This is a genomic window from Citrobacter sp. Cpo040 (assembly GCF_030332915.1).
Classification (GTDB): domain Bacteria; phylum Pseudomonadota; class Gammaproteobacteria; order Enterobacterales; family Enterobacteriaceae; genus Citrobacter; species Citrobacter portucalensis.
On the sequence record NZ_JAOWGX010000034.1, the window covers coordinates 102,068 to 128,532 of the forward strand.

The 26,465-nt window shown below is 52.7% G+C and carries 23 protein-coding genes and 1 pseudogene; 14 read left to right on the forward strand and 10 right to left on the reverse strand.

Translation table 11 applies throughout. The features are described from left to right. The first annotated feature begins 2 nt into the window (after positions 1-2). The 7 genes from OGX86_RS05180 (at position 3) to OGX86_RS05210 (ending at position 5,685) form a co-directional block, all read left to right on the forward strand. Positions 3-377, forward strand: a complete 375-nt coding sequence (locus OGX86_RS05180; protein WP_048214425.1) for a YcfL family putative periplasmic lipoprotein — start codon at positions 3-5, stop codon at positions 375-377. 13 nt (positions 378-390) lie between these two features. After that, complete coding sequence (gene lpoB / locus OGX86_RS05185; protein WP_008784426.1) at positions 391-1,032, forward strand: penicillin-binding protein activator LpoB; 642 nt, start codon at positions 391-393, stop codon at positions 1,030-1,032. Then, on the forward strand, positions 1,013-1,837 hold the full coding sequence (thiK, locus tag OGX86_RS05190) for a thiamine kinase (RefSeq protein ID WP_048226900.1): 825 nt from the start codon (positions 1,013-1,015) through the stop codon (positions 1,835-1,837). Before lpoB ends, thiK begins: the two co-directional genes overlap by 20 nt. Positions 1,838-1,847: 10 nt before the next feature. After that, the gene (gene nagZ, locus OGX86_RS05195) at positions 1,848-2,873 is read left to right on the forward strand and encodes a beta-N-acetylhexosaminidase (protein ID WP_286639484.1); all 1,026 of its coding nucleotides are present in this window, start codon (positions 1,848-1,850) and stop codon (positions 2,871-2,873) included. Positions 2,874-2,894: 21 nt separating this feature from the next. Further along, positions 2,895-3,437: an alpha/beta hydrolase YcfP gene (gene ycfP / locus OGX86_RS05200; RefSeq protein WP_003030817.1), complete on the forward strand. Its 543-nt coding sequence runs from the start codon at positions 2,895-2,897 to the stop codon at positions 3,435-3,437. Between the two features lie 235 nt (positions 3,438-3,672). Continuing rightward, on the forward strand, positions 3,673-4,977 hold the full coding sequence (gene ndh / locus OGX86_RS05205) for an NADH-quinone dehydrogenase (protein ID WP_003832263.1): 1,305 nt from the start codon (positions 3,673-3,675) through the stop codon (positions 4,975-4,977). Positions 4,978-5,145: 168 nt separating this feature from the next. After that, positions 5,146-5,685 (forward strand): glycine zipper 2TM domain-containing protein, encoded by a 540-nt coding sequence (locus tag OGX86_RS05210; RefSeq protein WP_003030814.1) that lies wholly within the window; start codon positions 5,146-5,148, stop codon positions 5,683-5,685. Between the two features lie 57 nt (positions 5,686-5,742). Here OGX86_RS05210 and OGX86_RS05215 read toward each other — a convergent pair whose 3' ends face one another. Next, positions 5,743-7,923 (reverse strand): TonB-dependent siderophore receptor, encoded by a 2,181-nt coding sequence (locus OGX86_RS05215; protein ID WP_286639486.1) that lies wholly within the window; start codon positions 7,921-7,923, stop codon positions 5,743-5,745. A gap of 254 nt (positions 7,924-8,177) precedes the next feature. Continuing rightward, a complete protein-coding gene (comR, locus tag OGX86_RS05220; protein WP_008784432.1) occupies positions 8,178-8,813 on the reverse strand; it encodes a TetR family copper-responsive transcriptional repressor ComR in 636 nt (211 codons plus the stop codon). Between the two features lie 243 nt (positions 8,814-9,056). On the opposite strand from comR, the gene bhsA reads away from it, so the two are divergent. Next, a complete protein-coding gene (gene bhsA, locus OGX86_RS05225; RefSeq protein WP_003030810.1) occupies positions 9,057-9,314 on the forward strand; it encodes a multiple stress resistance protein BhsA in 258 nt (85 codons plus the stop codon). 86 nt (positions 9,315-9,400) lie between these two features. On the opposite strand, the gene ldtC is transcribed toward bhsA, so the two are convergent. From ldtC to OGX86_RS05240, 3 genes are all read right to left on the reverse strand, one after another. Beyond that, complete coding sequence (gene ldtC, locus OGX86_RS05230) at positions 9,401-10,366, reverse strand: L,D-transpeptidase LdtC (protein ID WP_032944376.1); 966 nt, start codon at positions 10,364-10,366, stop codon at positions 9,401-9,403. 155 nt (positions 10,367-10,521) lie between these two features. Next, complete coding sequence (gene mfd / locus OGX86_RS05235) at positions 10,522-13,968, reverse strand: transcription-repair coupling factor (RefSeq protein ID WP_286639488.1); 3,447 nt, start codon at positions 13,966-13,968, stop codon at positions 10,522-10,524. Between the two features lie 118 nt (positions 13,969-14,086). Continuing rightward, a complete protein-coding gene (locus OGX86_RS05240; protein ID WP_286639490.1) occupies positions 14,087-15,151 on the reverse strand; it encodes an acyltransferase family protein in 1,065 nt (354 codons plus the stop codon). A gap of 261 nt (positions 15,152-15,412) precedes the next feature. Here OGX86_RS05240 and lolC point away from each other — a divergent pair, with 261 nt between their 5' ends. From lolC to cobB, 5 genes and pseudogenes are all read left to right on the forward strand, one after another. Continuing rightward, positions 15,413-16,612 (forward strand): lipoprotein-releasing ABC transporter permease subunit LolC, encoded by a 1,200-nt coding sequence (gene lolC / locus OGX86_RS05245; protein ID WP_032934420.1) that lies wholly within the window; start codon positions 15,413-15,415, stop codon positions 16,610-16,612. Next, positions 16,605-17,306 (forward strand): lipoprotein-releasing ABC transporter ATP-binding protein LolD, encoded by a 702-nt coding sequence (lolD, locus tag OGX86_RS05250; RefSeq protein WP_003832278.1) that lies wholly within the window; start codon positions 16,605-16,607, stop codon positions 17,304-17,306. The genes lolC and lolD overlap by 8 nt, the downstream gene beginning before the upstream one ends. Further along, positions 17,306-18,550 (forward strand): lipoprotein-releasing ABC transporter permease subunit LolE, encoded by a 1,245-nt coding sequence (lolE, locus tag OGX86_RS05255; protein WP_286639493.1) that lies wholly within the window; start codon positions 17,306-17,308, stop codon positions 18,548-18,550. Before lolD ends, lolE begins: the two co-directional genes overlap by 1 nt. 89 nt (positions 18,551-18,639) lie before the next feature. Further along, positions 18,640-19,551 (forward strand): N-acetylglucosamine kinase, encoded by a 912-nt coding sequence (nagK, locus tag OGX86_RS05260; RefSeq protein ID WP_020996481.1) that lies wholly within the window; start codon positions 18,640-18,642, stop codon positions 19,549-19,551. A gap of 15 nt (positions 19,552-19,566) precedes the next feature. Beyond that, positions 19,567-20,405: pseudogene (gene cobB, locus OGX86_RS05265) on the forward strand (Sir2 family NAD+-dependent deacetylase). A 21-nt stretch (positions 20,406-20,426) separates the two neighbouring features. Here the strand turns inward: cobB and OGX86_RS05270 are convergent. The 5 genes from OGX86_RS05270 to potA form a co-directional block, all read right to left on the reverse strand. Next, entirely contained in the window at positions 20,427-20,933 is a 507-nt protein-coding gene (locus OGX86_RS05270) for a methyltransferase family protein (RefSeq protein ID WP_286639495.1), read from the reverse strand. Positions 20,934-21,070: 137 nt separating this feature from the next. Further along, positions 21,071-22,117, reverse strand: a complete 1,047-nt coding sequence (potD, locus tag OGX86_RS05275) for a spermidine/putrescine ABC transporter substrate-binding protein PotD (RefSeq protein WP_003030797.1) — start codon at positions 22,115-22,117, stop codon at positions 21,071-21,073. Positions 22,118-22,144: 27 nt separating this feature from the next. After that, a complete protein-coding gene (potC, locus tag OGX86_RS05280; RefSeq protein ID WP_006684943.1) occupies positions 22,145-22,924 on the reverse strand; it encodes a spermidine/putrescine ABC transporter permease PotC in 780 nt (259 codons plus the stop codon). Beyond that, entirely contained in the window at positions 22,921-23,778 is an 858-nt protein-coding gene (potB, locus tag OGX86_RS05285) for a spermidine/putrescine ABC transporter permease PotB (RefSeq protein ID WP_008784439.1), read from the reverse strand. The genes potC and potB overlap by 4 nt, the downstream gene beginning before the upstream one ends. Next, positions 23,762-24,898 (reverse strand): spermidine/putrescine ABC transporter ATP-binding protein PotA, encoded by a 1,137-nt coding sequence (gene potA, locus OGX86_RS05290; protein WP_003832287.1) that lies wholly within the window; start codon positions 24,896-24,898, stop codon positions 23,762-23,764. Before potA ends, potB begins: the two co-directional genes overlap by 17 nt. A gap of 250 nt (positions 24,899-25,148) precedes the next feature. Here potA and pepT point away from each other — a divergent pair, with 250 nt between their 5' ends. Beyond that, a complete protein-coding gene (gene pepT / locus OGX86_RS05295) occupies positions 25,149-26,375 on the forward strand; it encodes a peptidase T (protein ID WP_128317071.1) in 1,227 nt (408 codons plus the stop codon). Positions 26,376-26,465: the final 90 nt, after the last annotated feature.

Genomic DNA, 26,465 nt, shown 5'->3' on the forward strand with positions numbered 1-26,465 from the left:
GCATGACCAGAGGATGCATTGCGCTTTCACTGGGCTTGTTGTTGCTGGCGGGTTGTCGTTCACACCCTGAAATCCCAGTAAGTGATGAACAGTCGCTGGTGATGGAATCAACAATTCTGGCGGCGGGTATTACAGCAGAGCAGCCCACGTTAACAACGTCTGATATTCAGGCTTCGGCATCCTCGCGACTCTATAACGAAAGACAAGAACCCGTTACCGTTCATTATCGGTTTTACTGGTATGACGCCAGAGGGCTGGAAATGCACCCTCTGGAAGCGCCACGCAGTGTGACTATTCCGGCTCATTCGTCGGTGACGCTGTACGGCAGCGCCAATTTTCTGGGGGCGCACAAGGTTAGACTTTATCTTTATTTGTAAGGGGTGAATCTTGATGAACAAAATGAATCGCTACGCACTGATTGCCGCGCTGGCGATGTTTCTCTCTGGCTGTGTGGCGCAACGTGAGCCCGCGCCGGTAGAGGAAGTGAAGCCGGTACCGGAACAGCCTGCGCAGCCGCAACAGCCGGTTCCGGTTGTGCCAACGGTGCCAAGCATACCGCAGCAGCCGGGCCCAATTGAGCATGAGGACCAAACGGCGCAGCCGACGCCACGTCAACGTCACTATGACTGGAACGGGGCTATGCAGCCGATGGTCGGCAAAATGCTGCAGGCCGACGGCGTCAAAGCGGGCGGCGTTCTGCTGGTTGATAGCGTGAATAACCGCACCAATGGCTCGTTGAACGCGGGTGAAGCCACCGAAACCTTACGTAACGCGCTGGCGAATAATGGTAAGTTTACGCTGATTTCTGCCCAACAGCTGGCTGTCGCCAAACAGCAGTTAGGTCTGTCTCCGAATGACAGTCTGGGAACGCGCAGTAAAGCGATTGGTATCGCCCGTAACGTTGGCGCGCAGTATGTGCTTTATTCCAGCGCATCCGGCAACGTCAATTCGCCTGCGCTGCAAATGCAATTAATGCTGGTACAAACTGGCGAGATAATCTGGTCAGGTAAAGGTGCCGTTCAGCAACAATAGCAGACTCACGCGCGGCGAAGTGTTGTCGCGCTATTTCCCGCAGTATCATCCCGTCGCAACCAGCCAAACCGGCCTGAGCGGCGGGAGCTGCATCATTGAACACCGTTCCCACCGGCTGGTACTGCGCTGCCATCACGATCCTGACGCGCCGGAATCTCATTTCTTACGCCAATATCATGCGTTAAAACACCTGCCAGAAAGCCTTGCGCCACGTCCTCATTTTTATACGCGTGGGTGGATGGCAGTCGAGTTTTTTCACGGTAAGGTAGAATCCAGATTACCGGACGCCGACGAACTCGCAGGCTTACTGTATCATCTGCACCAGCAACCCCGGTTGGGCTGGCGAATCAGCCTGCTTCCGCTACTTGAACAGTACTGGCAGTGTGGCGATCCGGCGCGTCGTACACCATGCTGGCTGCGCGCGCTGAAGCGGCTAAGGAAACGAGGTGAGCCTCGACCTTTGCGCCTGGGGCCGCTGCATATGGATGTTCACGGTGACAACATCGTACGTACGGCATCAGGGCTGCGGCTGATTGACTGGGAATACGCCGGAGACGGTGATATTGCCCTGGAGCTGGCGGCAGTATGGGTTAGCGATGAATCCCAGCACCAACAGTTGGTTAGCACCTACGCCCAACGAGCGCACATTGAGCCAGACGTTTTGTGGCGACAGGTCAGACAATGGCAACCCTGGATAATGATGCTGAAGGCGGGGTGGTTTGAGTATCGCTGGCGGCAAACCGGCGATCGACAATTTATCAGGCTGGCCGATGAAACCTGGCGGCAGCTAACAATTAAAGGATAAGGAGAGCAGTGTGGGCCCAGTAATGTTGGATGTCGAAGGGTATGAGCTGGACGCTGAAGAGCGTGAGATTCTGGCACATCCGCTGGTAGGTGGGTTGATCCTCTTTACCCGAAATTATCATGACCCGGAACAGCTGCGTGAATTAGTGCGTCAGATCCGGGCTGCGTCACGTAACCATCTGGTGGTGGCGGTAGATCAGGAAGGCGGACGCGTACAGCGTTTTCGTGAGGGCTTTACCCGCCTGCCTGCAGCTCAATCCTTTGCTGCGTTGCACGGTCTGGAAGAAGGCGGCAAACTGGCTCAGGACGCAGGGTGGTTGATGGCAAGCGAAATGATCGCGATGGACATTGATATCAGCTTTGCACCCGTGCTGGATGTGGGCCATATCAGCGCGGCAATCGGCGAGCGTTCTTACCATGCCGATCCGCTAAAAGCGCTGGCGATGGCGACCCGCTTCATTGACGGGATGCATGCTGCTGGCATGAAAACGACCGGTAAACATTTCCCAGGACATGGGGCGGTGACGGCGGATTCACACAAAGAAACCCCAACCGATCCACGCCCAGAAGCCGAGATTCGTGCGAAAGATATGTCCGTGTTCCAGACGTTGATTACGGAAAACAAACTGGATGCCATTATGCCTGCGCATGTCATCTACAGTGATGTCGATCCGCGTCCGGCGAGTGGCTCACCTCACTGGTTGAAAACGGTGCTACGCCGGGAGCTTGGCTTCGATGGTGTCATTTTCTCCGACGATTTGTCGATGGAAGGGGCGGCGATTATGGGAAGCTATGCGGAGCGTGGACAGGCATCGCTGGATGCAGGTTGCGATATGATCCTGGTCTGCAATAATCGTAAGGGAGCGGTCAGTGTGTTAGATAATCTGTCGCCGATCAATGCAGAACGTGTTACACGTTTGTATCATAAAGGTTCATTTTCACGTCAGGAACTGATGGACTCGGCACGCTGGAAGACGGTAAGCACTCAGCTTAACCAACTTCATGAACGCTGGCAGGAAGAGAAAGCAGGTCATTAACGCAAGTTTGGCGAGGATGCGATGATTATCTATTTACACGGTTTTGACTCTAACAGCCCGGGCAACCATGAGAAGGTGTTGCAGCTGCAATTCATCGACCCGGATGTCAGGCTGATTAGCTACAGTACGCGGCATCCTAAACATGATATGCAGCATCTGCTGAAAGAAGTGGACAAAATGCTGCAGCTGAATGTGGATGACCGTCCGCTGATTTGTGGTGTGGGGCTCGGGGGATATTGGGCTGAACGGATTGGTTTCCTGTGTGATATTCGTCAGGTAGTGTTTAATCCCAACCTGTTCCCGTATGAGAACATGGAAGGCAAAATCGACAGACCTGAGGAGTATGCAGACATCGCAACAAAATGCGTGACCAATTTCCGTGAGAAGAATCGCGATCGCTGCCTGGTGATCCTGTCACGTCATGATGAAGCGCTTAACAGTCAGCGTTCGTCGGAAGAGCTGCATCATTTTTACGAGATAGTCTGGGACGAAGAGCAGACGCATAAGTTTAAAAATATCTCTCCGCATTTGCAGCGCATTAAGGCGTTCAAGACGTTAGGTTAAGCCTGATGAGTGTCTAAAAAACCAGCTTTCGGGCTGGTTTTTTTGTCTTTAACCTTCGGGTTGTCTATCTTTTCAGCATCAAAACTTGATGCACATCAATTTTGGTATGACCAATGCACCGTTCGTGTTATTCTCACTCTCGAAGGACATTTTCATTATCGTAACTTGTTGTTAATTAAAGGCTATGTTAATAACTTTTAATTAACAATTGGTTAATAAATTTGAGGGGGTCACGTTGACTACACCATTGAAAAGGATCGTGATTGTCGGCGGCGGTGCTGGCGGACTGGAAATGGCGACGCAGCTGGGTAAAAAACTCGGGCGTAAGAAAAAGGCCAAAATCACACTGGTAGACAGAAACCACAGTCACTTGTGGAAACCGTTACTGCATGAAGTGGCGACGGGTTCACTGGACGAAGGTGTGGATGCGCTGAGTTATTTGGCTCATGCCCGTAACCATGGCTTCCAGTTCCAGTTAGGCTCGGTGGTGGATATCGATCGTGAAGCGAAGACCATTACTCTCGCTGAGCTGCGCGATGAGAAGGGTGAGCTACTGGTTCCTGAGCGTAAAGTGCCGTATGACACGCTGGTGATGGCGTTGGGCAGTACGTCCAACGATTTCAACACCCCTGGCGTGAAAGAAAACTGCATTTTCCTCGATAACCCGCATCAGGCGCGTCGTTTCCACCAGGAGATGCTGAATCTGTTCCTGAAGTATTCCGCGAATCTGGGCGCTAACGGAAAAGTGAATATCGCCATTGTGGGCGGCGGTGCGACGGGTGTTGAACTCTCCGCTGAGCTGCACAATGCGGTAAAACAACTGCACAGCTATGGTTACAAAGGGCTGACCAATGACGCGCTGAACGTTACGCTGGTCGAAGCCGGTGAGCGTATTCTGCCTGCGTTGCCGCCGCGTATTTCCGGTGCTGCGCATAATGAGTTAACCAAACTGGGCGTACGCGTACTGACCCAGACGATGGTAACCAGCGCTGATGAAGGCGGACTGCACACCAAAGATGGCGAATACATTAAAGCCGATCTGATGGTGTGGGCGGCGGGTATCAAAGCGCCAGACTTTATGAAAGACATTGGCGGTCTGGAAACGAACCGTATTAACCAACTGGTGGTTGAGCCAACTCTGCAGAGCACGCGCGATCCTGACGTGTACGCGATTGGCGACTGCGCTTCCTGCGCTCGCCCGGAAGGCGGTTTTGTGCCTCCGCGCGCTCAGGCAGCACACCAGATGGCGACCTGCGCGATGAACAATATTCTGGCACAGATGAACGGTAAGCCGCTGAAAGCGTATCAGTACAAAGATCACGGCTCTCTGGTCTCGCTCTCTAACTTCTCTACCGTGGGTAGCCTGATGGGCAACCTGACCCGTGGTTCGATGATGGTGGAAGGACGAATTGCGCGCTTTGTGTACATCTCACTGTACCGCATGCACCAGATTGCTTTGCACGGCTACTTCAAAACCGGCCTGATGATGCTGGTCGGCAGTATCAACCGGGTGATTCGCCCGCGTCTGAAACTGCATTAATATCGACCTGTGGCGTCGGATGATTTTACGCATCCGACGCCTTCCTTCAGAGTTGTCTGAATCATTCCGCTTTCGCTCCACCTCCCGCTATTTTCATCCGTAATCTGATTGGCATTCCTCACCTTCTGTTGCAAAGTTGTTGCTAATAGCAAAAAAGGAGGAAGTCCCGTGAATAAATCAATGTTGGCGGGTATAGGGATTGGCGTAGCTGCTGCGCTGGGTGTTGCAGCGGTGGCCAGTCTGAACGTTTTCGAGCGTGGCCCACAGTATGCGCAAGTTGTCTCTGCAACACCGATTAAAGAGTCGGTAAAAACACCGCGTCAGGAGTGCCGGAACGTAACGGTCACCCACCGCAAGCCGGTACAAGATGAAAACCGTATCGCGGGTTCCGTACTGGGCGCGGTTGCGGGTGGTGTTATTGGGCATCAGTTTGGCGGTGGACGTGGTAAAGATATTGCCACCGTGGCCGGTGCTTTAGGCGGCGGCTATGCAGGTAACCAGATTCAGGGTTCGATGCAGGAAAACGATACTTACACCACCACGCAGCAGCGTTGTAAAACGGTGTATGACAAATCTGAAAAGATGCTGGGCTACGACGTGACGTACAAAATTGGCGATCAGCAGGGGAAAATCCGTATGGATAAGGACCCCGGCGCGCAAATTCCGTTGGATAACAACGGACAGTTGGTACTGAATAACAAAGCGTAAAATAGCATTATCCTGAACATTAGCCCCCCATTCGCTCAGGCTGGGGGGCTTTTTTTATCAGAAGGTTAAGGCGTAGTTCAGACCAAAAGTACGACCCCGGCCCTTGTATTCATACAGTGACGGGCTGCCGTAGGTTGGGCTATACAGCAGTGGCGCACGTTGTCCCCACAGTGTGGTGTACTCTTCATTCAGCAGGTTTTCCACGCTGAAGGTCAGCTTACCCAACGGGAGCTGATAGCTGCCGATAAAGTCCATCGTGTTATAGCCATCTAGCTTGTTACCGCTGGCGTCGGTCAGATCAAATGTTTGCTGGCTCTGTACGCGCAAGGTCCACGGTTCTGGTGCCCAGCCGACCCACGCGGTTGCTTTGGACGGTGAGGCCAGCGTGACATCCCATTTTTGCCATTTACCGTTCTGTTTCACTTCCGATTTAATGACGTTGAAGTTGCCACCCAGGCTCCAGTCCGTGTCCGCAATGAAATAATCCACCGCACCTTCAAGGCCATAAATGCGGCGATCGTCGGGCTGAACGTTAATGGTCATATCGCTGCGGTTGATAACGATCGATTTATCTGAAGTCGAGTAGTAAGCGGCCAGTTGCGTGCGCAGACTATCGCCGGTATAGCGCCACCCCAGTTCGTACGAGTTAACTTTAATCCCTTCCAGACGTGAATCCGCCACGTTGACGCTGCGCTGGAGCTGGTAATGATCGCCAACCAGCGAATAGGTACCGTTACCGTAATATTTCCCTGGGTCCGGAAGCTCCACGCCCTGAGAAAAGTTAAACCACGTTTGCTGACGGTCGGTCAGGTGGGCAAGGATACCGGCGTTGAACAGGAAATTATCGTAATCGGTTTTGCCGCCTGGAATGGTATCGGCAGAGTTCGCAAGCCCGGTCGCGATTCCCTGCTGTTGAGCATAGCCAACGAAATCATCAACCCTGTTTTCGGTCCACTGATAGCGCACGCCGGCGCTGAGGGTAAAGATATCGTTAATGTCATAGCTGTTTTGCAGGAAAGGCGCGAAGTTGGTGATGCTGTAACCGGGGTAACGCCCGGTGGTATAAGCGGTACGGTTATCCATACCGCCGGAGGGCAGGGACCAGGCCAGATCGAAGAATTTCTGATTGGAGTCGAAGGTTTCGTGATCGGCATCGACACCCCACGTCAGCTCCCAGTTATCCATCAACTGGCTGTTGAGGGTAATTTTGGCACCAAACTGGTCGGTGTCCTGTTGTGATGCGGAGAAACTGGTGACTTTGCCTTTGCTGAGCGTAGGGAAGGGGTAGAATTTCAGCGATTCGTCACGGTAATAGATTTGGCTGACCAGGTTCTGGCCAAAAAAATCCGCATCTGAATATTGCAGACTAATAAGATGACGTTCGGTGCCGGGAATACGATCGGAATTCAGTCCGCTGCTGGTATATGCTTTGCCGTTTCCGGTCACGGAGGACATGTTCTCGCCGAGATCCAGCCCATAATCGTCATCCCCCTGACTTTTATAGTACTGCGTAACCAGTTGCAACTGACGGTTGTCGTCAAGTTCAATCGTCCCTGTGCCCATGACGTCCAGACGATCGGAGTGCTGTAACCCGGTTTGGGTGTTATCGAGCAGCAGGGCATCGTGATTACCGTCATACCAGCCGCCAAATCGTTGATACGCGACGGACATACGCCCGGAAGCGCGATCGGTTCCGCCACTTACCGCCACGGCAACGCGTTCATCATGATCGTTGCTATTGTTGAAGCCGCTTTTGCTCCCCAGTTCGAGTTCTACTTCACGCTCCGGCTGGCCTTTTTTGGTGACAATGTTGATTAATCCGCCGGTACTGCCACCGCCATAAAGTGAGGTTGCGCCTGAAATGACTTCAATGTGCGCAATGTTAAATGGGTCAATGGAGTCAAGCTGACGGCTGTCGGTTCGCGAGGAATTCAGACGGACGCCGTCAATTAGCACGACAATGGCGCGACCACGCATGTTCATGCCGTAGTTGGTTCGTCCCTGACTGCTGACATCAATTCCGGGGATTAACTGAGCAAGAACATCCTTGAACTCTTTACCACCCTGAACTTGCTGTTCAATTTCGCTTCCTTCAATAACCCAGGTCGTTTGCGCCATTTCTGCCACTGTGCGCTGGCTACGGTTGGCGCTGACGATGAGGTTCTCTTCCTCAGCCGCAACGGCGGGTAGAGTTAAAGATAACAGAAGAGGATTGAGCACCCAGAGACGCTTATGCATTTGTATTCCTTTTAAAAAAGTCGGTCTGTTTTTGTTATAGCGGTAGAGAAACCGATGGTTACATTGTGAAACAGGCATTAAAACAAATGCGAATATTGCTGATAATAATTGTCGTTATCAATACCTTTTACAAAAAATGATCGGGTAACACGATGAAAACAATGAGAAATGTAGGGTCAATAGAACGGGAATCTAACCGGGGGCTTTATCAGCTCCCGGTGGTGTGAGTACAGCGGGGGAATTGCGGGAAAGGGTTAAGCTTTGACGAGTTCGGGCCACAGTCGCAGGGTTGTGTGTGCGATCTGCATCAGTTTTTCAAACGTTGCGCCTTCACGGGCGCTGATCGACATACCTTGTAAAATACAGTTCAGATATTCGGCCAGTTTTTGCACGTCGCAATGGGCCGGAATTTCGCCTCGTTGCTGGCGCTGGTGAAGGAACTGGGTAAGCGTCTGTTCCTGCATTGCATGGCGGGATTTCACCGTGTGTGCAATATCGCGGGAAGAGGCTGCCAGCGTCGCAGAAGTATTAATCATGAAACATCCCGCCGGGGTGTCCTTGCTGGTAAAGCAGGTCGCTATAGCAGTGAAATAGTCTTCCAGTGCGGACTCAAGGCTTTTTTCTTCACAAAACAGCTGGGCTTCGTGTTTCGCCGCAAAGCGGGTGATGTAGCGGTCCAGTACGGCACGGAACAACCCTTCTTTATTGGTGAACTCCGCATACAGCGTAGGCGCTTTTGCGCCGGTGGCTTCCACGAGATCGGCGAGTGAGGTCGCTTCATATCCGTGCTGCCAGAAGAGTGTCATGGCCTTATCAAGCGCGGCTTCCCTGTCGAACACTTTTGGTCGGCCACGGCTTTTTTTTGCACAACCTGTCGTTTCAGTTGTCATGGTGCCGATGTACCTTTGTTGGGTTTATTGAATAACCATTATAAAAATATTCGACTGCACACTCCAGCGGATTCACGATAAAAATAATTTATAGCTATTAGCATGAAAAATAAGACCTTTATATTTTATATAACGATCATTATAAAAAAATGTTGACGTGTGACCTGGATCGCATCTATGATTTACCTATCGATCGTTAAGTTAATCTTTTCGACACCCATTCATCTGCTAAAGGTCACTATCATGAAAAACGTAAAAACACTGTTTGTCGCTGCTGTTCTTAGCTCACTGTCATTTGCAAGCTTTGCCGCTGTTGAAGTTCAGTCCACCCCTGCGGGTCAAGAGAAAGTCGGTACTATTTCTGCGAATGCGGGGACTAACTTAGGTTCTCTGGAAGATCAACTGGCGCAGAAAGCCGATGAGATGGGTGCGAAGTCTTTCCGTATTACTTCCGTTACCGGTCCTAACACTCTTCACGGAACTGCTGTTATCTACAAATAAGATTTAACCCATCGCAATGCCACTGCGAGTTAAATAAAAAACCCCCGCGGAATAAAATCCAGCGGGGGTTTTTTTATACGCTACGTTTACAGCGGTTGTTGAGCAACGTCATGATGACGGGTCACATCGACCGGCATGCCTGAGCGAATCTCCATCGCATGATCCATGACGGCGGTATCTGTTTGCGCCGCATTTTTAAATGTCTGCATGGACGCGTTCAGCACGATCGGCAGCAGTTGCGGGTCGTCATTGATTTTTTCGGACAGCGGTTGGTGTACTTCCACCAGGCGCACGCCGTTAGGCTCAACGGATGCTTTGATCGGCGTATTGATAATATTGACCTTAGTTCCGGGCGTTACCTGACGGAACAGGGTTTCGATATCACCGTCGCGCAGACGAATACAGCCGGAACTGACGCGCATTCCGATGCCAAAATCAGCATTTGTACCGTGCAACAGGTACACGCCGCCGTATGCCGCTAAGCGAATCGCATGATGGCCCATCGGGTTATCCGGACCGGCAGGCACAACGGCAGGCAGGTCAATCCCGTTTGCTTTGTATCGCGCGCGGATATTTGCCGTCGGCGTCCAGGTGGGGTTGGCGCGTTTATCAGAGATGGTGGTTACCATCGTAGGCGTCAGCGTGTCACCACCTAACTGGCCAATACCAATAGGATACACGGTCACCGAATTGGTCCCCGGCTGGTAATAATAAAGACGCAGTTCGGCGAGGTTGATAACAATACCTTCGCGCGGGGCGTCAGGTAGCAGAGTTTGTAACGGGATCGTCAAAACGCTGCCCGGACGTGGTACGTAAGGGTCAACGCCAGGGTTGGCCTGCAGTAGCGCGAGAAAGCCGACATTGTACTTTTTCGCAATCGCTTCCAGAGAACCGCCATTGTCTTCAACAACGTGAACGGCATTCTGACCCACCAGACGGCTTCCCGGTGGCGGCAGCGGCCAGGTGTTTGCCTGAGCCGGAAGTGCTAACGCGAATGTCGCTGCAAGCGTAAAAAACGCGAGCCAGCGAGAGAGTCGTTTATTGTTTAACATCACCATAAATCCATTGTTTTTACGTGGTTTTTATTATGTAAAAGTAAACGAGAATTATGGCTGTTTGCTGTGTCGGGAAGTGCAGGGAAGTGCAAAGAGTTTGTAAATTCATCAGGCCGGGTGAGTGGTGTGCTCACCCGGCCTGTTCACTATGCTTATGCTACGGCGTTTTCTTCAAGCTGACGCATAAACTGGCGGACCCAGTCGATCCGCGTTTTACGCTCGCTCAACTCCTGCATGAATTTCAGCCGGGTTGGACCGTCCAGACGGAAGTGCTGCGGCTGCTTTTGAAGTAAACCAATCAGCCAGACCGGGTTGACGTGGTTTTTCTCGGCAAATTCAATGGTACCGCCTTTTTCATTGCCTTCGAGCTTTCTGATCCCCAGTTTCTGCGCCTGCTGGCGTAAACGGGCGATATCCAGCAGCGTACGAGCCGGGTCGGGCAGCAAGCCAAAACGGTCTATCAGCTCAACCTTAATTTCTTCCAGCTCGTTTTCGCCTTTCGCACTGGCAATACGCTTGTAGAACGACAGTCGCGTGTTGACATCGGGAATATAGTCATCCGGCAGCAGTGATGGCATGCGCAGTTCAACTTCGGTTTGCTGGCTGGTGAGATCTTCCAGCGACGGTTCGCGTCCCTCTTTGAGCGCATCGACCGCGTTTTCCAGCAGTTCCATATACAGTGAGAAGCCGATGCTTTCCATGGAACCACTCTGATCTTCACCCAGTAATTCCCCGGCGCCGCGAATTTCGAGGTCGTGGGTCGCCAGCGCAAAACCTGCGCCCAAATCTTCCAGCGAGGCGATGGCTTCCAGACGTTTTTGCGCGTCGGTGGTCATTGCTTTCGGATGCGGCGTCAGCAGCCAGGCGTAAGCCTGGTGGTGAGAACGTCCCACACGACCGCGCAGCTGGTGTAATTGCGCTAAACCGAAGTGATCCGCTCGTTCGATGATGATGGTGTTAGCGGTGGGGATGTCGATCCCGGTTTCGATTATGGTGGTACACACCAGCACGTTAAAACGCTGATGGTGGAAATCGTTCATCACGCGTTCCAGTTCGCGCTCGCGCATTTGTCCGTGACCGATACCAATACGCGCTTCCGGCACCAGTTCTGCTAATCTGTCAGCGGTTTTCTGGATGTTTTCGACGTCGTTAAACAGATAATAAACTTGTCCCCCGCGCAGAACTTCACGCAGGATCGCCTCGCGTACCACCAGGTTGTCGTATTCGCGCACGAAGGTTTTGACCGCCAGACGACGAGCGGGCGGCGTGGCGATAATCGACAGATCGCGCATGCCGCTCATTGCCATATTGAGCGTACGCGGAATAGGCGTTGCCGTCAGCGTCAGGATATCGACATCTGCGCGCATCGCTTTGATGCGCTCTTTATGGCGAACGCCAAAACGGTGCTCTTCATCGACAATCAACAGACCCAGATCTTTTAGCTTCACATCCGCTTGCAGCAGCTTGTGGGTGCCGATAAGAATATCGATTTTACCCTCGGCAACCTGCTCCAGAATTTGCGCTTGCTCTTTGGCGCTACGAAAACGGGACAGCATCTCAATGCGTACCGGCCAGTTGGCAAAGCGGTCGCGGAAGTTGTCGAAGTGCTGCTGTGCGAGCAGGGTGGTCGGCACCAGTACGGCAACCTGCTTGTGGTTCTCTACGGCGAGAAAGGCCGCGCGCATTGCGACTTCGGTTTTACCAAAGCCGACGTCACCGCACACCAGGCGGTCCATGGCCAGCGGTTGACACATATCGCTGAGTACCGCGTTAATCGCCTGCGCCTGGTCAGGCGTGGTTTCAAACGGGAAGCTGTCGCAAAACAGCTGGTACTGTTCACGGTCATGCTTAAAGGCAAAGCCTTCTTTCGCCGCGCGCTGGGCATAAATATCCAGCAGCTCTGCCGCAACATCGCGCACCTTCTCAGCGGCTTTCTGTCGGGCACGTGACCAGGCATCGCCGCCAAGTTTATGCAGCGGCGCATTCTCTTCCGCGCCGCCGGCATAGCGGCTGATCAGATGCAGTGACGACACCGGCACGTACAGTTTGGCGTCGTTGGCATAGGTGAGCATCAGATATTCACCGGTGATGCCGCCCGCTTCCAGCGTGGTCATACCGGCATAACGACCCACGCCATGCTCCAGATGCACCACCGGCTGACCGGGATGCAGCTCTGCGAGGTTACGAATTAACGTATCCGGGTTGATGGTGCGACGAGAATCCTGGCGGCGGCGCGCCACGCGTTCCCCAAGCAGATCGCTTTCACAAATCAGCGCCAGATTGCGTTTGCTATCGATGAAGCCGTGCTCAGCTGCGCCAATCATCAGATAACGACCGTTATCTACGGCTTCATCGAGTCGCAATATCCGCTTCGGTGCCACTTTGATACGGGCGAGCAGTTCGCCAAGTGCTTCACGGCGGCCTTCACTTTCCACCGAGAAAATCACCGGACCGGTGAAGCCTTCAAGGAATTTACGTAACGCATCTAACGGCGCTTGTTGCTGCGCCTGAACGGCGATATCCGGCAGCTTCTGGAACCCGAGGTTAGTATTCGCTGCTTTGTTCGCCAGACTCTCGGTTTTCAGTTGAACGCGCGGCCAGCGTTTAAGTTCAGAAAACAGCTCATCAACCCGTAGCCACAGCGATTCCGGCGGCAGAAGCGGGCGCATCGGATCAACACCGCGATTCTCAAAGCGTGACAGGGTATCGGCCTGGAAGCGTTCTGCGCTGGTCTCGATATCACCGGTATTGACCAATAACGTATTGGCGGGGAAGTAGCTGAACAGCGGCGGCAGCGGCTCGCTGAAAAACAGCGGTTGCCAGTATTCAATACCCGCAGGTAACGTGCCTTTGCTGACCTGCTGGTAAATATGTTCGGCGTCGCGTTTCACCTCAAAGGTATCTCGCCACTGGCTACGGAACAGCTCAATGGCCGTTTTGTCAGTCGGGAATTCGTGTGCGGGTAGCAAATTAATGGCATCGACTTCTTCCAGCGTGCGCTGGGTGTCGGTATCAAACAGACGCAGACTGTCGATTTCGTCATCAAAGAACTCCAGGCGATAAGGCAACTCGCTGCCCATCGGGAACAGATCCAGCAGTGCGCCGCGGGTGGCGTATTCGCCGTGTTCCATGACCTGATCAACATGGCGATAGCCAGCGCTATCCAGCTGTTCGCGCAGGGCGTCGCGAGAAAGCCTCTGACCTTTTTTCATTACCAGCGCATGGCCGTGCAGATAGCTGTGCGGACAGACACGCTGCATCAGGGTATTTACCGGAACGATCAGCACGCCGCGCTGCATGGCAGGCAGCTGATACAGCGTGGAGAGACGCGAGGAGATAATCTCCTGATGAGGAGAAAAGCTGTCGTAGGGAAGCGTTTCCCAGTCGGCCAGGTTCATTACCATCTGGTCGGTAAACTGACGAATTTCATCATGCAAACGCAGCGCATTTTGCATGTCCGGCGCGATCAGGACCACTGGACCGGCATGATGTTCGGCGATTTCGGCAACCAGCGTTGCGCAGGCCGCGCCGGTAAGCTCACCCAACTGGCGCTGATCGCCTGCTTTCGCTGGGAGCGTGTAACGATGTTGTTCAGGCATTCGGTTGTCAGGATCTCGTTTAGATATACATCTGATAAGCAATGTTCTTTATTATCCGTGATCGTTTCTCATAAGCAAATTGATTCGCCCCCGAATGGGGGCAAAAAGCGCGTAGGGGTTAGCGCGAGGCAGCCGATAAAGAAGGCGGGGAAAAGAGCAGGTCGGCCACTGTTTTTTGTGAAATTTTACGTACCAACAGGCCAAACAAGGTGCACAGTAGCAGGCAGGCAAACGGATACACCAGCAGCAGGGCCAGCTCCGCATATGCAGGCCAGGCGGTATGATTGATTTTAGGGATTAGCGTTAAGCTGAACAGCTCAACCAAAATACGGTGGGTGGTGTAGATGGCGATGGTATTGGATCCAATCACGCTTAACGGGCCGGACTCACGCATACCAAAGCGCAACTCAAATTGATAAAACAGCTTCATGATCAGCACAATGGAAAGCAGAGAAAGTAATAGTGAGACATTTGCCAGCCACGCGACGACGGCGGCAATTGCGCTAACCAGAACAATGACCGCATGGCGGCGCAGGGGCACCTCCTTGATCCATACCATCAGCGTTGCGCCAAACCATGCACCGAGGCTGTACCAGGGCAGATTGCGAATCACGCTGTTCATTCCCCACCACGGCGTCGGGACAAAATTGATCGCCACGCTCAGCACCACAAATAACGCCAACAGCGGCACCGCCCAGCGGCTAAAAATCTTACACAGAACAAAATAGACAATCAGCGCGTACAGATACCACAAGCTGGTGCTGGCGGTCAGCATTCCGTGGGTAAAACCTGTGATCGAATCGGCATAAGCGGCGTTGGCGGCATGGCTCAGATCGCGCTGTGGGGCCAGCCAGTTATTGAGCGCGACTAACGCCAGCCATTGCACCACTCCCCAAAGCACCAGCACCCAGGCAATGCTCCAGATCCGCTTATCCACGCAGGTGGTCCACGGGACGCTATCAATGTAGCGACGGATCAGATACCCCGAAATAAAGAAAAAGACCGGCATGCGAAACGGCGCCAGGTACAAATTGAGGTAAATCCAGCATTTGCTCAGCAGCTCTGAAAGCGGATGCTGAAAAGTAGTGAGGTGCGGGTAAAACGTGATTACCGAGTGGTAAATGACCACCAGACAAATACATAACCCTTTGATTTGATTAATCCATGGTTCTTTTTTCTTCATCGAGACGGCGTGTCCATATTGTTGGCTATAGCCTGCCATCCTGCGCAACCCGCTGTGCGCTGTAATGCGTAACTGTCTGCATTTTGTTTTTTTAAGATAAAGATCAGGGACCCGGGCTGAAGGAAAGAGGGACAACTTTAGCGAATTGATTTATTTATACTTTTAGGAATAGTGCTGACGAACACTTACGGTTCAGTCATTTACCCATTCCGCTTTCGCTTATATACTCGTGACTTTGCTAACAGCAACCAGACGGATTTCATGTACCAACCTGTCGCTCTATTCATCGGCCTGCGTTATATGCGTGGGCGTGCAGCAGATCGCTTCGGTCGCTTCGTTTCCTGGCTCTCCACCATAGGCATTACTCTCGGGGTAATGGCGCTGGTCACGGTGTTGTCGGTGATGAACGGTTTCGAGCGCGAGCTGCAAAACAATATTCTTGGCCTGATGCCTCAGGCCGTACTCTCGTCTGAACAGGGTTCCCTCAACCCGCAACAACTACCGGAAAAAGCGGTGGTGTTGAACGGCGTCAACCGCGTTGCGCCTATAACTACGGGAGATGTGGTGCTGCAAAGTGCGCGTAGCGTGGCGGTCGGCGTGATGCTCGGTATCGATCCGGCGCAAAAAGATCCGTTAACGCCGTATCTGGTCAATGTGAAGCAAACAGATCTGCAACCGGGTAAGTATAATGTCATCCTCGGCGAGCAGCTTGCCGGGCAGTTGGGCGTGAACCGTGGCGATCAAATCCGTGTGATGGTGCCCTCGGCCAGCCAGTTTACGCCGATGGGGCGTTTGCCGAGCCAGCGTTTGTTTACAGTGATTGGCACTTTCGCCGCCAACAGCGAAGTCGATGGCTACCAGATGCTGACCAACATTCAGGATGCCTCGCGTCTGATGCGTTATCCGGTGGGTAATATCACTGGCTGGCGTCTGTGGCTTAACGAACCGTTAAAAGTTGACACGCTGAGCCAGCAAACGCTGCCGCAAGGCACCAAATGGCAGGACTGGCGCGAGCGCAAAGGGGAACTGTTCCAGGCCGTGCGCATGGAAAAGAACATGATGGGGCTGCTGCTTAGCCTGATCGTGGCGGTGGCGGCTTTTAATATTATTACCTCGCTGGGTCTGATGGTAATGGAGAAGCAAGGGGAAGTGGCGATTTTACAAACGCAGGGGCTAACGCCGCGGCAGATAATGATGGTGTTTATGGTTCAGGGGGCCAGTGCCGGGGTGATTGGCGCGCTGCTGGGCGCTGTGCTGGGGGCATTGCTCGCCAGCCAACTGAACAATCTGATGCCAATTATTGGTGTGCTGCTGGATGGCGCTGCGCTGCCGGTCGCCATTGAGCCGCTGCAGGTTATCGTCATTGCTCTGGTGGCGATGGCCATCGCGCTGCTGTCTACGCTTTATCCTTCCTGGCGCGCTGCCGCCACTCAACCCGCTGAGGCTTTACGTTATGAATAAGATCCTGTTGCAATGCGACAACCTGTGCAAACGCTATCAGGAAGGCACTGTGCAGACCGATGTACTGCACGATGTCAGTTTTTGCGTCGGCGAAGGTGAGATGATGGCGATTGTCGGCAGCTCCGGCTCCGGCAAGAGTACGCTGCTGCATCTGTTAGGCGGGCTGGATACCCCGACTTCCGGCGACGTCATTTTTAGCGGTCAGCCAATGAGCAAGCTCTCGTCGGCGGCGAAAGCGGAACTGCGTAATCAGAAGCTGGGCTTTATTTACCAGTTCCACCATTTGCTGCCGGATTTTACCGCACTGGAAAACGTAGCGATGCCGCTGTTGATCGGCAAGAAAAAACCGGCTGAAATCACCGAGCGCGCACGGGATATGCTGAAAGCGGTAGGGCTGGATCATCGTGCCAGTCATCGCCCGTCTGAACTGTCTGGCGGCGAACGTCAGCGTGTGGCCATCGCGCGTGCGCTGGTGAATAACCCGCGCCTGGTCCTGGCAGATGAGCCAACGGGTAACCTGGATGCGCGTAACGCGGACAGCATTTTCGAGCTTCTGGGCGAGCTGAACCGCTCTCAGGGCACGGCATTTCTGGTGGTGACGCACGATCTGCAACTGGCGAAGCGGATGAGTCGCCAGCTTGAAATGCGCGATGGTCGCCTGACGGCTGAACTGAGCCTGATGGGAGCTGAGTAATGGCTTCGCCTTTATCGTTATTGATTGGTCTGCGCTTTAGCCGTGGTCGGCGGCGCGGCGGTATGGTTTCGTTGATTTCGGTGATATCTACCGTTGGCATCGCGTTGGGTGTGGCGGTGTTGATCGTCGGTTTAAGTGCCATGAACGGATTTGAGCGTGAGCTGAACAACCGTATTCTGGCCGTAGTCCCACACGGAGAGATTGAAGCCGTAAATCAGCCGTGGAATAACTGGCAGGAAGCGCTCGACAAGGTACAAAAAGTGCCGGGTATTGTCGCCGCGGCGCCTTATATCAACTTTACCGGACTGGTGGAGAGCGGGGCGAACTTACGCGCGGTGCAGGTGAAGGGCGTTGACCCGAAACAGGAACAGCGTTTAAGCGCGCTGCCATCCTTCGTGCAAAACCACGCCTGGGATAATTTTAAAGCCGGTGAACAACAAATCATCATTGGTAAGGGTATTGCCGATGCGCTGAAGGTGAAGCAGGGCGACTGGGTGTCGATTATGATCCCTAACGCCAGCGCGGATCATAAGCTACAGCAGCCTAAACGCGTGCGTTTGCACGTGACGGGAATCCTGCAACTGAGCGGTCAGCTCGATCACAGCTTTGCCATGATCCCAATGGAAGATGCCCAGCAATATCTGGATATGGGAACCAGCGTTTCCGGGATCGCGCTTAAGGTTAACGACGTGTTTAACGCCAATAAGCTGGTGCGAGACGCGGGTGAAGTCACCAATAACTATGTTTACATAAAGAGCTGGATTGGCACCTACGGCTATATGTACCGCGATATTCAGATGATCCGCGCCATTATGTATCTGGCTATGGTGCTGGTGATTGGCGTGGCCTGTTTTAATATCGTTTCCACGTTAGTGATGGCGGTAAAAGACAAAAGCGGCGATATTGCGGTATTAAGAACACTCGGGGCGAAAGATGGGTTGATCCGTGCCATTTTTGTCTGGTACGGCCTGCTGGCGGGTCTGTTCGGTAGCCTGATAGGCGTCGTCATCGGGATGGTTGTGTCGTTGCAACTGACGCCGATCATAAACGGGATTGAGGCGCTTATCGGCCATCAGTTCCTGTCCGGCGATATCTATTTCATTGACTTCCTGCCATCGGAATTACACTGGCTGGATGTGATTTACGTGCTGGTGACAGCACTCGTGCTGAGTCTTTTGGCAAGTTGGTATCCGGCGCGTCGCGCCAGCAATATTGATCCTGCGAGAGTACTTAGCGGCCAATAACAACAATAATACACGACAGCATTCATGCTGCATCAAGGCGTAGCCAACGCAGAGGCATCTTGAAGGATGACGTGTATCAAGGAGCGGTGATGTATTACGGATTTGACATCGGCGGGACCAAAATTGCGCTGGGCGTGTTTGATAAGCAACGTCGTCTGCAATGGGAAACTCGCGTTCCTACGCCTCGCGACAGCTACGACGCTTTCCTTGATGCGGTCTGCAATCTGGTGACGGAAGCGGATCAGCGGTTCGGCATCAAAGGTTCGGTAGGCATCGGCATTCCGGGCATGCCGGAAACCGAAGACGGCACGCTGTACGCGGCCAATGTTCCTGCCGCCAGTGGCAAACCGCTCCGCGCCGATCTCAGCGCTCGTCTTGACCGCGATGTGCGTCTGGATAACGATGCGAACTGTTTTGCTCTCTCCGAAGCCTGGGATGACGAGTTCACCCAATATCCGCTGGTAATGGGGTTGATCCTCGGTACGGGCGTCGGCGGCGGCCTGGTGCTTAACGGGAAATCCATCACCGGACGCAGCTATATCACCGGTGAGTTTGGTCATATTCGTTTGCCGGTCGATGCGCTGACGCTGATGGGCTTTGATTTCCCGCTGCGCCGCTGCGGATGCGGTCAACTGGGATGCATCGAAAGCTATCTTTCCGGCGGTGGATTTGCGTGGTTGTATCAGCATTACTACCATCAACCGCTGGATGCCCGCGAAATTATTGCGCTGTGGGAGCAGGGTGATGAACACGCGCGTGCCCACGTTGAACGCTATCTGGATTTGCTGGCGGTGTGTCTTGGGAATATCCTGACTATCGTCGATCCTGATTTGGTAGTGATTGGCGGAGGCTTGTCGAATTTTACCGCTATTACGACGCAACTGGCGGATCGACTGCCACGTCATCTGCTGCCGGTTGCTCGGGTGCCGCGTATTGAGCAGGCACGGCACGGTGATGCCGGCGGGATGCGCGGGGCCGCTTTCCTACATCTTACCGATTAATACAAAGAGGTTGTTATGCTGTCGCGTCGGGGTCATCGGTTAAGCCGCTTTCGTAAAAATAAACGCCATTTGCGCGATCGCCTGCGTCAACGAATCTTTTTCAGAGACAGAGTGGTGCCTGAATTGATGGAAAAACCAAGAGTGCTGGTACTGACTGGAGCGGGAATCTCCGCTGAGTCAGGAATTCGAACATTCCGCGCGGCGGATGGTCTCTGGGAAGAACATCGGGTAGAGGACGTTGCGACTCCGGAAGGATTTAGTCGAAATCCGGAACTGGTTCAGTCGTTTTATAACGCCCGTCGCCATCAGTTGCAACAGCCGGAAATCCAACCCAACGCGGCGCATATCGCACTGGCAAAACTCGAAGCCGAGCTGGGCGATCGTTTTTTACTGGTGACACAGAACATTGATAACTTGCATGAGCGTGCGGGCAGCCAGAACGTTATCCATATGCACGGCGAGTTGCTCAAAGTTCGCTGTTCGCAAAGCGGGCAGATTCTGGAATGGACGGGCGATGTGACCCCGGAAGATAAATGTCATTGCTGCCAGTTTCCGGCACCGCTGCGGCCACACGTAGTGTGCGGCCACACGTAGTGTGGTTTGGTGAAATGCCGCTGGGTATGGATGAAATTTATATGGCACTGGCAATGGCGGATGTGTTCATTGCGATTGGCACATCGGGACATGTTTATCCGGCAGCGGGTTTTGTGCATGAGGCGCGGCTGCATGGGGCACATACGGTAGAACTAAATCTCGAACCGAGCCAGGTAGGCAGCGAGTTTGAAGAGAAGTATTACGGTCCGGCAAGCCAGGTGGTGCCTGAGTTCGTTGAGAAGTTATTGAAAGGGCTGTAACGGCTATCCGGATAATACTGTTTAAGCCTGTACAAGCTGGCGGTCCTCACGCAGGGCCGCCATAATCAAAAACCCTACGATGTAAAAACAACAGATCAGCCCCAGTGCGCTTAGCCATATGGGTAGTCGGGTAATGTAAACCAGGCTGCACGAGATAATCACCAGAATAATTCCGGTATACATGGGGTGCGCAATCCAGGCAAAAATGCCGCGCGTGACCCTTTTTGCACGGGGTAAATAGTAGCCTGTCCATGTATGGCTCTCCCCCAAATCCCATTTTCCTTTGATGACCAGCGCGTTACCTACGATCGCCAAAATCAGACATCCCCACTCCACCGGGCCAATCTGATGACTGAAAAACAGGCTATAACCAAAAACCAGGATCGGTATTAAAAAGGTGAGCCGTAGCAGGTGGGTTGCGGTGATCGGCAGCAAAGGACGAACGTTTACCGGCTGCTTACGAGGGAGAATCACCAGCGTAAATACGATCAGATTAGCCAACTCAAGTAGCAGCCAGAGCGTTGTCATTGGAAGCCTCAGAAGCCGGCCTGGAATACTGTAAGCATAGCCAGAAACTGGGGAGAGGGAATCAGTCGAAAGGCGTAAAAAGTAGGGATTGGCAGGTAGCAACCCGGCGCAGCGACGCCTGCCGGGTTGCACGAGTATTAACGTCCTGCTTTCAGCTTCTGATAATACTCTTCATAGATAGCGCTGGCGGAACCGACATCGTTCTGCCATTCCCCTTTGTTGATGGTTTCCGCGTCAGGGTAGAGCGTTTTGTCGTTCGCGACCTCAGGACTTAACAGCTTGCGTGCTGCCAGGTTTGGCGTCGGGTAACCGATAGTTTCTGCGACTTCTTTCGCGACGTCCGGGCGCAGCAGGAAGTTAATCAGCTTCAGCGCACCTTCTTTGTTTTTCGCGTTAGCCGGAATAGACAGGCTGTCCATCCAGAAAATGCCACCTTCTTTCGGCCATACCACTTCCAACGGTGTGCCCGCCTGACGCGCAACATACGCGGAGCCGTTCCACACCATTCCCAGATTGACTTCGCCTTCCATATACGGATTGGCCGGGTTGTCAGAGTTAAATGCCGCAACGTTAGGCATCAGCTTCTTCAACTCGTTATAGGCGGCTTCAATCTCTTTGGGATCGGTGGTATTGCCGGAATATCCCAGCTTGCGCAGCGCCATCTGGAACACTTCTCGCGCATCATCCGTTAACAGCAGACTGCCTTTGTACTCCGGCTTCCACAGATCGGCCCAACTGGTGACGGTTTTCGGATCGATAGCATCGCTGTTGACGCCAATGGCCGTCGCACCCCAGATATACGGGATGGAGTAGTCATTGTTCGGGTCAAACGGCTTGTTGAGCATTTCCGGATCGAGGTTGTGGAAGTTGGTCAACGTCGACTTGTCGATCTTCTGGATCATGCCTTCTTTACGCATTTTATCGACGTAATAGGTGGACGGAACCACCAAATCGTATGCGCCGTCTTTATAGGTTTTGAGCTTGGCGTACATGGTTTCATTCGACTCGTAGGTCGAATAGATAACTTTAATGCCGGTTTCTTTGGTGAACTGTTCCAGCAGCCCTGGCGGGACATACTCGGTCCAGTTATAGAAATAGAGCGTGTTGTTGTCATTCGCGTGAGCGGCGCTCATGCCCAGTGCCAGAGCACCCGCCGCGAGCAGGTGGCGTGACCATTTTTTCATCATTTAACGTCCCCTGAATAAAGGGCCTTAGCGGCCCTTGGTTTTATCACGTGCAATAAGCTGGCTGGCAATCACCATAACCAGCGACAGAACCAACAAAATGGTCGCCAGCGCGTTCACCTCAGGTGATACGCCGACTTTAACCATTGAGTAGATTTTTAATGGCAAAATTTCATAACCCGGTCCGGTGACGAAAGATGAAACAACAACATCATCCATCGACAGCGTAAAACTCAGCAACCAACCCGCAGCCACCGCAGGCATAGCCAGTGGCAGTATTATCTTGCGCAGAATAGTTACTTCGCTGGCACCCAAATCTTTAGCCGCCTCAAGCATGCGGACATCAAAACCTTTCAGGCGAGAGTAAACCGTCACCACCACAAAAGGCAGACAAAAAGTGATATGCGAGAACAGCAGCGACCAGAAGCCCAGTTGAATGCCGATCAGCATAAACAGCACCAGCAGAGATATTGCCATTACAATATCCGGCGACATCATCACCACGAACAGCATGCCACTGACGAACGGCTTACCGCGAAAACGGTAACGATAAAGCGCGACCGCAGTGAGTGAGCCGATCAAGGTGGCAAACGTGGCGGATAGCACCGCCATCGTCAGCGAGTGCTGCGCCGCCTGCAGCAGGCTGTCGTTGTTCACCAGCAGACCGTACCACTTGGTCGTAAAACCTTGCCAGTTGATGCCAAAGCGCGAGCTGTTAAAGGAGTTCACAATCAAAATAATGATTGGAATGTACAGATACGCGTAGATAGCGGTCATAAAACCGCCGCGAAGCAGTCGACCGATCATTCGAGTTCTACCCTCTTATTCAGCAGGCGGGAGGCGCGCCAGTAGACCAGCAGCATCAGCCCCATCACGATAGTCAGCGTAATGCTGGTGGCTGCACCAAACGGCCAGTCGCGGATGTTCAGGAACTGAACTTTAATTACGTTACCAATCAGCAGGTTTTTCGCGCCGCCCATTAAGTCGGAAACGTAAAACAGCCCCATTGCGGGCAGCATGACCAGCAGGCATCCGGCGATAATCCCCGGCATCGTCAACGGAATAATGATGCGGGTGAAGGTCTGAAGCTTACTGGCGCCTAAATCGCGTGCGGCTTCCAGCAGCGGTTTATCGAGCTTTTCAATGCTGGAATAGAGCGGCATCACCATAAACGGCAGCAGGATGTATACCAGCCCGATAATCACCGCGCTGGGGGTAAACATAATGCGAATGGGTGTATCGATAACGCCGAGCCATAACAGAAACTCGTTGAGATAGCCTTTGGTACTGAGGAAAATTTTGAGTCCGTAGATGCGAATCAGAGAATTGGTCCAGAACGGAACAATCAGCAGGAACAGCAGCAGCGGGCGTACTTTTTCCGGCAGTTTCACCAAAAACCAGGCAAACGGGTAGCCGAGTACCAGACAGGCGAGCGTGGCAATCAGCGCCATATTGAGGGAGTGAACTAGTACCTCAAAATAGAGCGGATCGAGCAGGCGCGTATAGTTCTCCAGCGTAAAGACCATTTTGACGAAATTGGCGTCGTCACGGGTCAAAAAGCTGGTGCCGATGATCATCAGGTTGGGCAGAAAGACAAATAACACAAGCCAACCGACAATGGTGAAGATCACCACACTCTGGAATTTACTTGTGCTCTTCATCAGCCAGTACGACCTCCCAGCTTTCTACCCAGTTAATTGCCATTTTCTGGTCGAGCGAGTGGTCAAAGTCAGGATCGTCTTCGTTGAAGAATTCGCTGACCATCACCATTTTGCCATTTTCCAGTTCCACAACCGATTCCAGCGTCATGCCTTTGTAGTTGCGTTCACGCACGTAGCCGATCAGGCCTTCGATATGATTATCATCATTGATTTCATCAACGCGCAAATCTTCAGGGCGTAACAGGACGTGCAGCTTTTGTCCGGGAACTACCGCGAAGTTGACATAAATATTGCACTCGCGGCCTTCAACGTTAGCACGAACACGCTGTTCATCCAGACGTTCAATCACCGTGGCGTTAAACATATTGATCTCGCCGATAAACCCGGCGACAAACAGATTCTTTGGCTCTTCGTAGATTTCGCGCGGCGTACCGTCCTGCTCAATCTTACCATCGCGCATCACCACGATGCGGTCGGACATGGTTAGCGCTTCTTCCTGATCGTGTGTGACAAAGACAAAAGTGATACCAAGCTTACGCTGCAGTGCTTTCAGTTCATTCTGCATCTGCTTACGCAGTTTGTAGTCCAGCGCAGAGAGGGATTCATCTAACAAGAGTAAGCGGGGTTTGTTGACCACTGCTCGGGCAATCGCTACGCGCTGCTGCTGTCCGCCGGAAAGTTGATGCGGTTTTCTCTGGGCGAACTCTTCCAGTTGCACCATGCGCAGGGCTTCGGTAACGCGGGGAGAAATGTCGGCTGCGGGCGTTTTTTGCATGCGCAAACCAAAGGCCACATTTTCAAACACAGTCATGTGGGGGAATAGCGCATAGCTTTGGAAGACGGTATTCACGTAGCGATTTTCCGCTGGAACGTGAGTGATGTCCTCGTTGTCCAACAAAATATGACCGGAATCAACCGTTTCCAGACCGGCAATCAGGCGAAGAACGGTTGTTTTACCGCAGCCAGAGGGGCCAAGCAGCGTAAGAAACTCGCCATTATTGATGGTCAAATCCAGGCTGGAAATCACCTCTTTGCCATCGAAACTTTTGCGAATTCCCGCTAATTGCACCAGTGGAGAAAGCGAACGCGGTTGTTTATTCAATTTTTTACTCTGTCCCATGTAAACGCAACGGATGGCTGACCGATGCGGGGTTTGTGGTTAACCACCTTGATGACTCTTAATGAGGGCCGTTATTCTACGGCAAACCATTGTAATCGCCAATCCTTGTTGCGAATTACTGACTTAGCCCTATAGTCAGAGGGGATGTCAGGGCGAAATATTCTCACTTGCGGGGATAAAAGTGACCTGACGCAATATTTGTCTTTTGTTGCTTATTGATAATGTTGTCACAAAAAGTGAGGGTGACTGCATGGATAAACTACTTGAGCGTTTTTTACACTACGTGTCGCTGGACACCCAATCAAAATCGGGCGTGCGGCAGGTACCCAGCACCGAAGGACAGTGGAAATTATTACAACTGCTCAAACAACAGCTCGAAGAGATGGGGCTGGTTAATATTTCACTGAGCGAAAAAGGCACGCTGATGGCAACGTTACCCGCGAACGTTGCTGGCAATATTCCTGCGATCGGCTTTATTTCCCATGTGGATACCTCACCGGATTTCAGCGGTAAAAATGTCAATCCGCAAATCGTTGAAAACTATCGCGGTGGCGATATTGCGTTAGGCATTGGTGATGAAGTTTTATCGCCGGTGATGTTCCCGGTGCTGCATCAACTTCTGGGTCAGACGCTGATCACCACAGACGGTAAAACGTTGCTGGGCGCGGATGATAAAGCAGGCGTGGCGGAAATCATGACCGCACTGGCTGTGCTTATCCAAAAAAATATTCCGCACGGTGATATCCGCGTGGCCTTTACGCCGGACGAAGAAGTGGGTAAAGGGGCGAAGCATTTTGATGTTCCGGCATTTGATGCGCAGTGGGCCTATACCGTTGACGGTGGTGGCGTAGGTGAGTTGGAGTTTGAGAACTTCAACGCCGCGTCGGTTAATATCAAAATTGTTGGCAACAATGTGCATCCCGGCACCGCAAAAGGGGTGATGGTGAATGCGCTGTCGCTGGCAGCGCGTATTCATGCAGAGGTTCCGGCAGATGAAAGCCCGGAAAAGACGGAAGGCTACGAAGGCTTTTATCATCTGGCGAGCATGAAAGGGACGGTCGATCGGGCGGATATGCACTACATTATTCGTGATTTTGATCGTAAGCAGTTTGAAGCGCGTAAACGTAAGATCATGGATATCGCCAAGAAGGTCGGCAAAGGGTTACACCCGGACTGTTATATCGAATTGGTGATTGAAGACAGTTACTACAATATGCGCGAAAAAGTGATTGAGCATCCGCACGTGCTGGATATCGCCCAGCAGGCGATGCGCGATTGTGATATTGAGCCTGTGCTGAAACCGATCCGTGGCGGCACTGACGGCGCACAGCTGTCATTTATGGGATTACCGTGTCCGAATCTGTTCACCGGCGGCTACAACTATCATGGCAAGCATGAGTTTGTAACCCTGGAAGGAATGGAAAAAGCGGTGCAGGTGATTGTGCGTATTGCTGAATTGGCCACGAAACAAAAGTAAAGCATGTGTAGTTGCCGGATGGCGCTTTGCTTATCCGGCCTACAATATTTCACTCCAGTAGGCCTGATAAGACGCATAGCGTCGTATCAG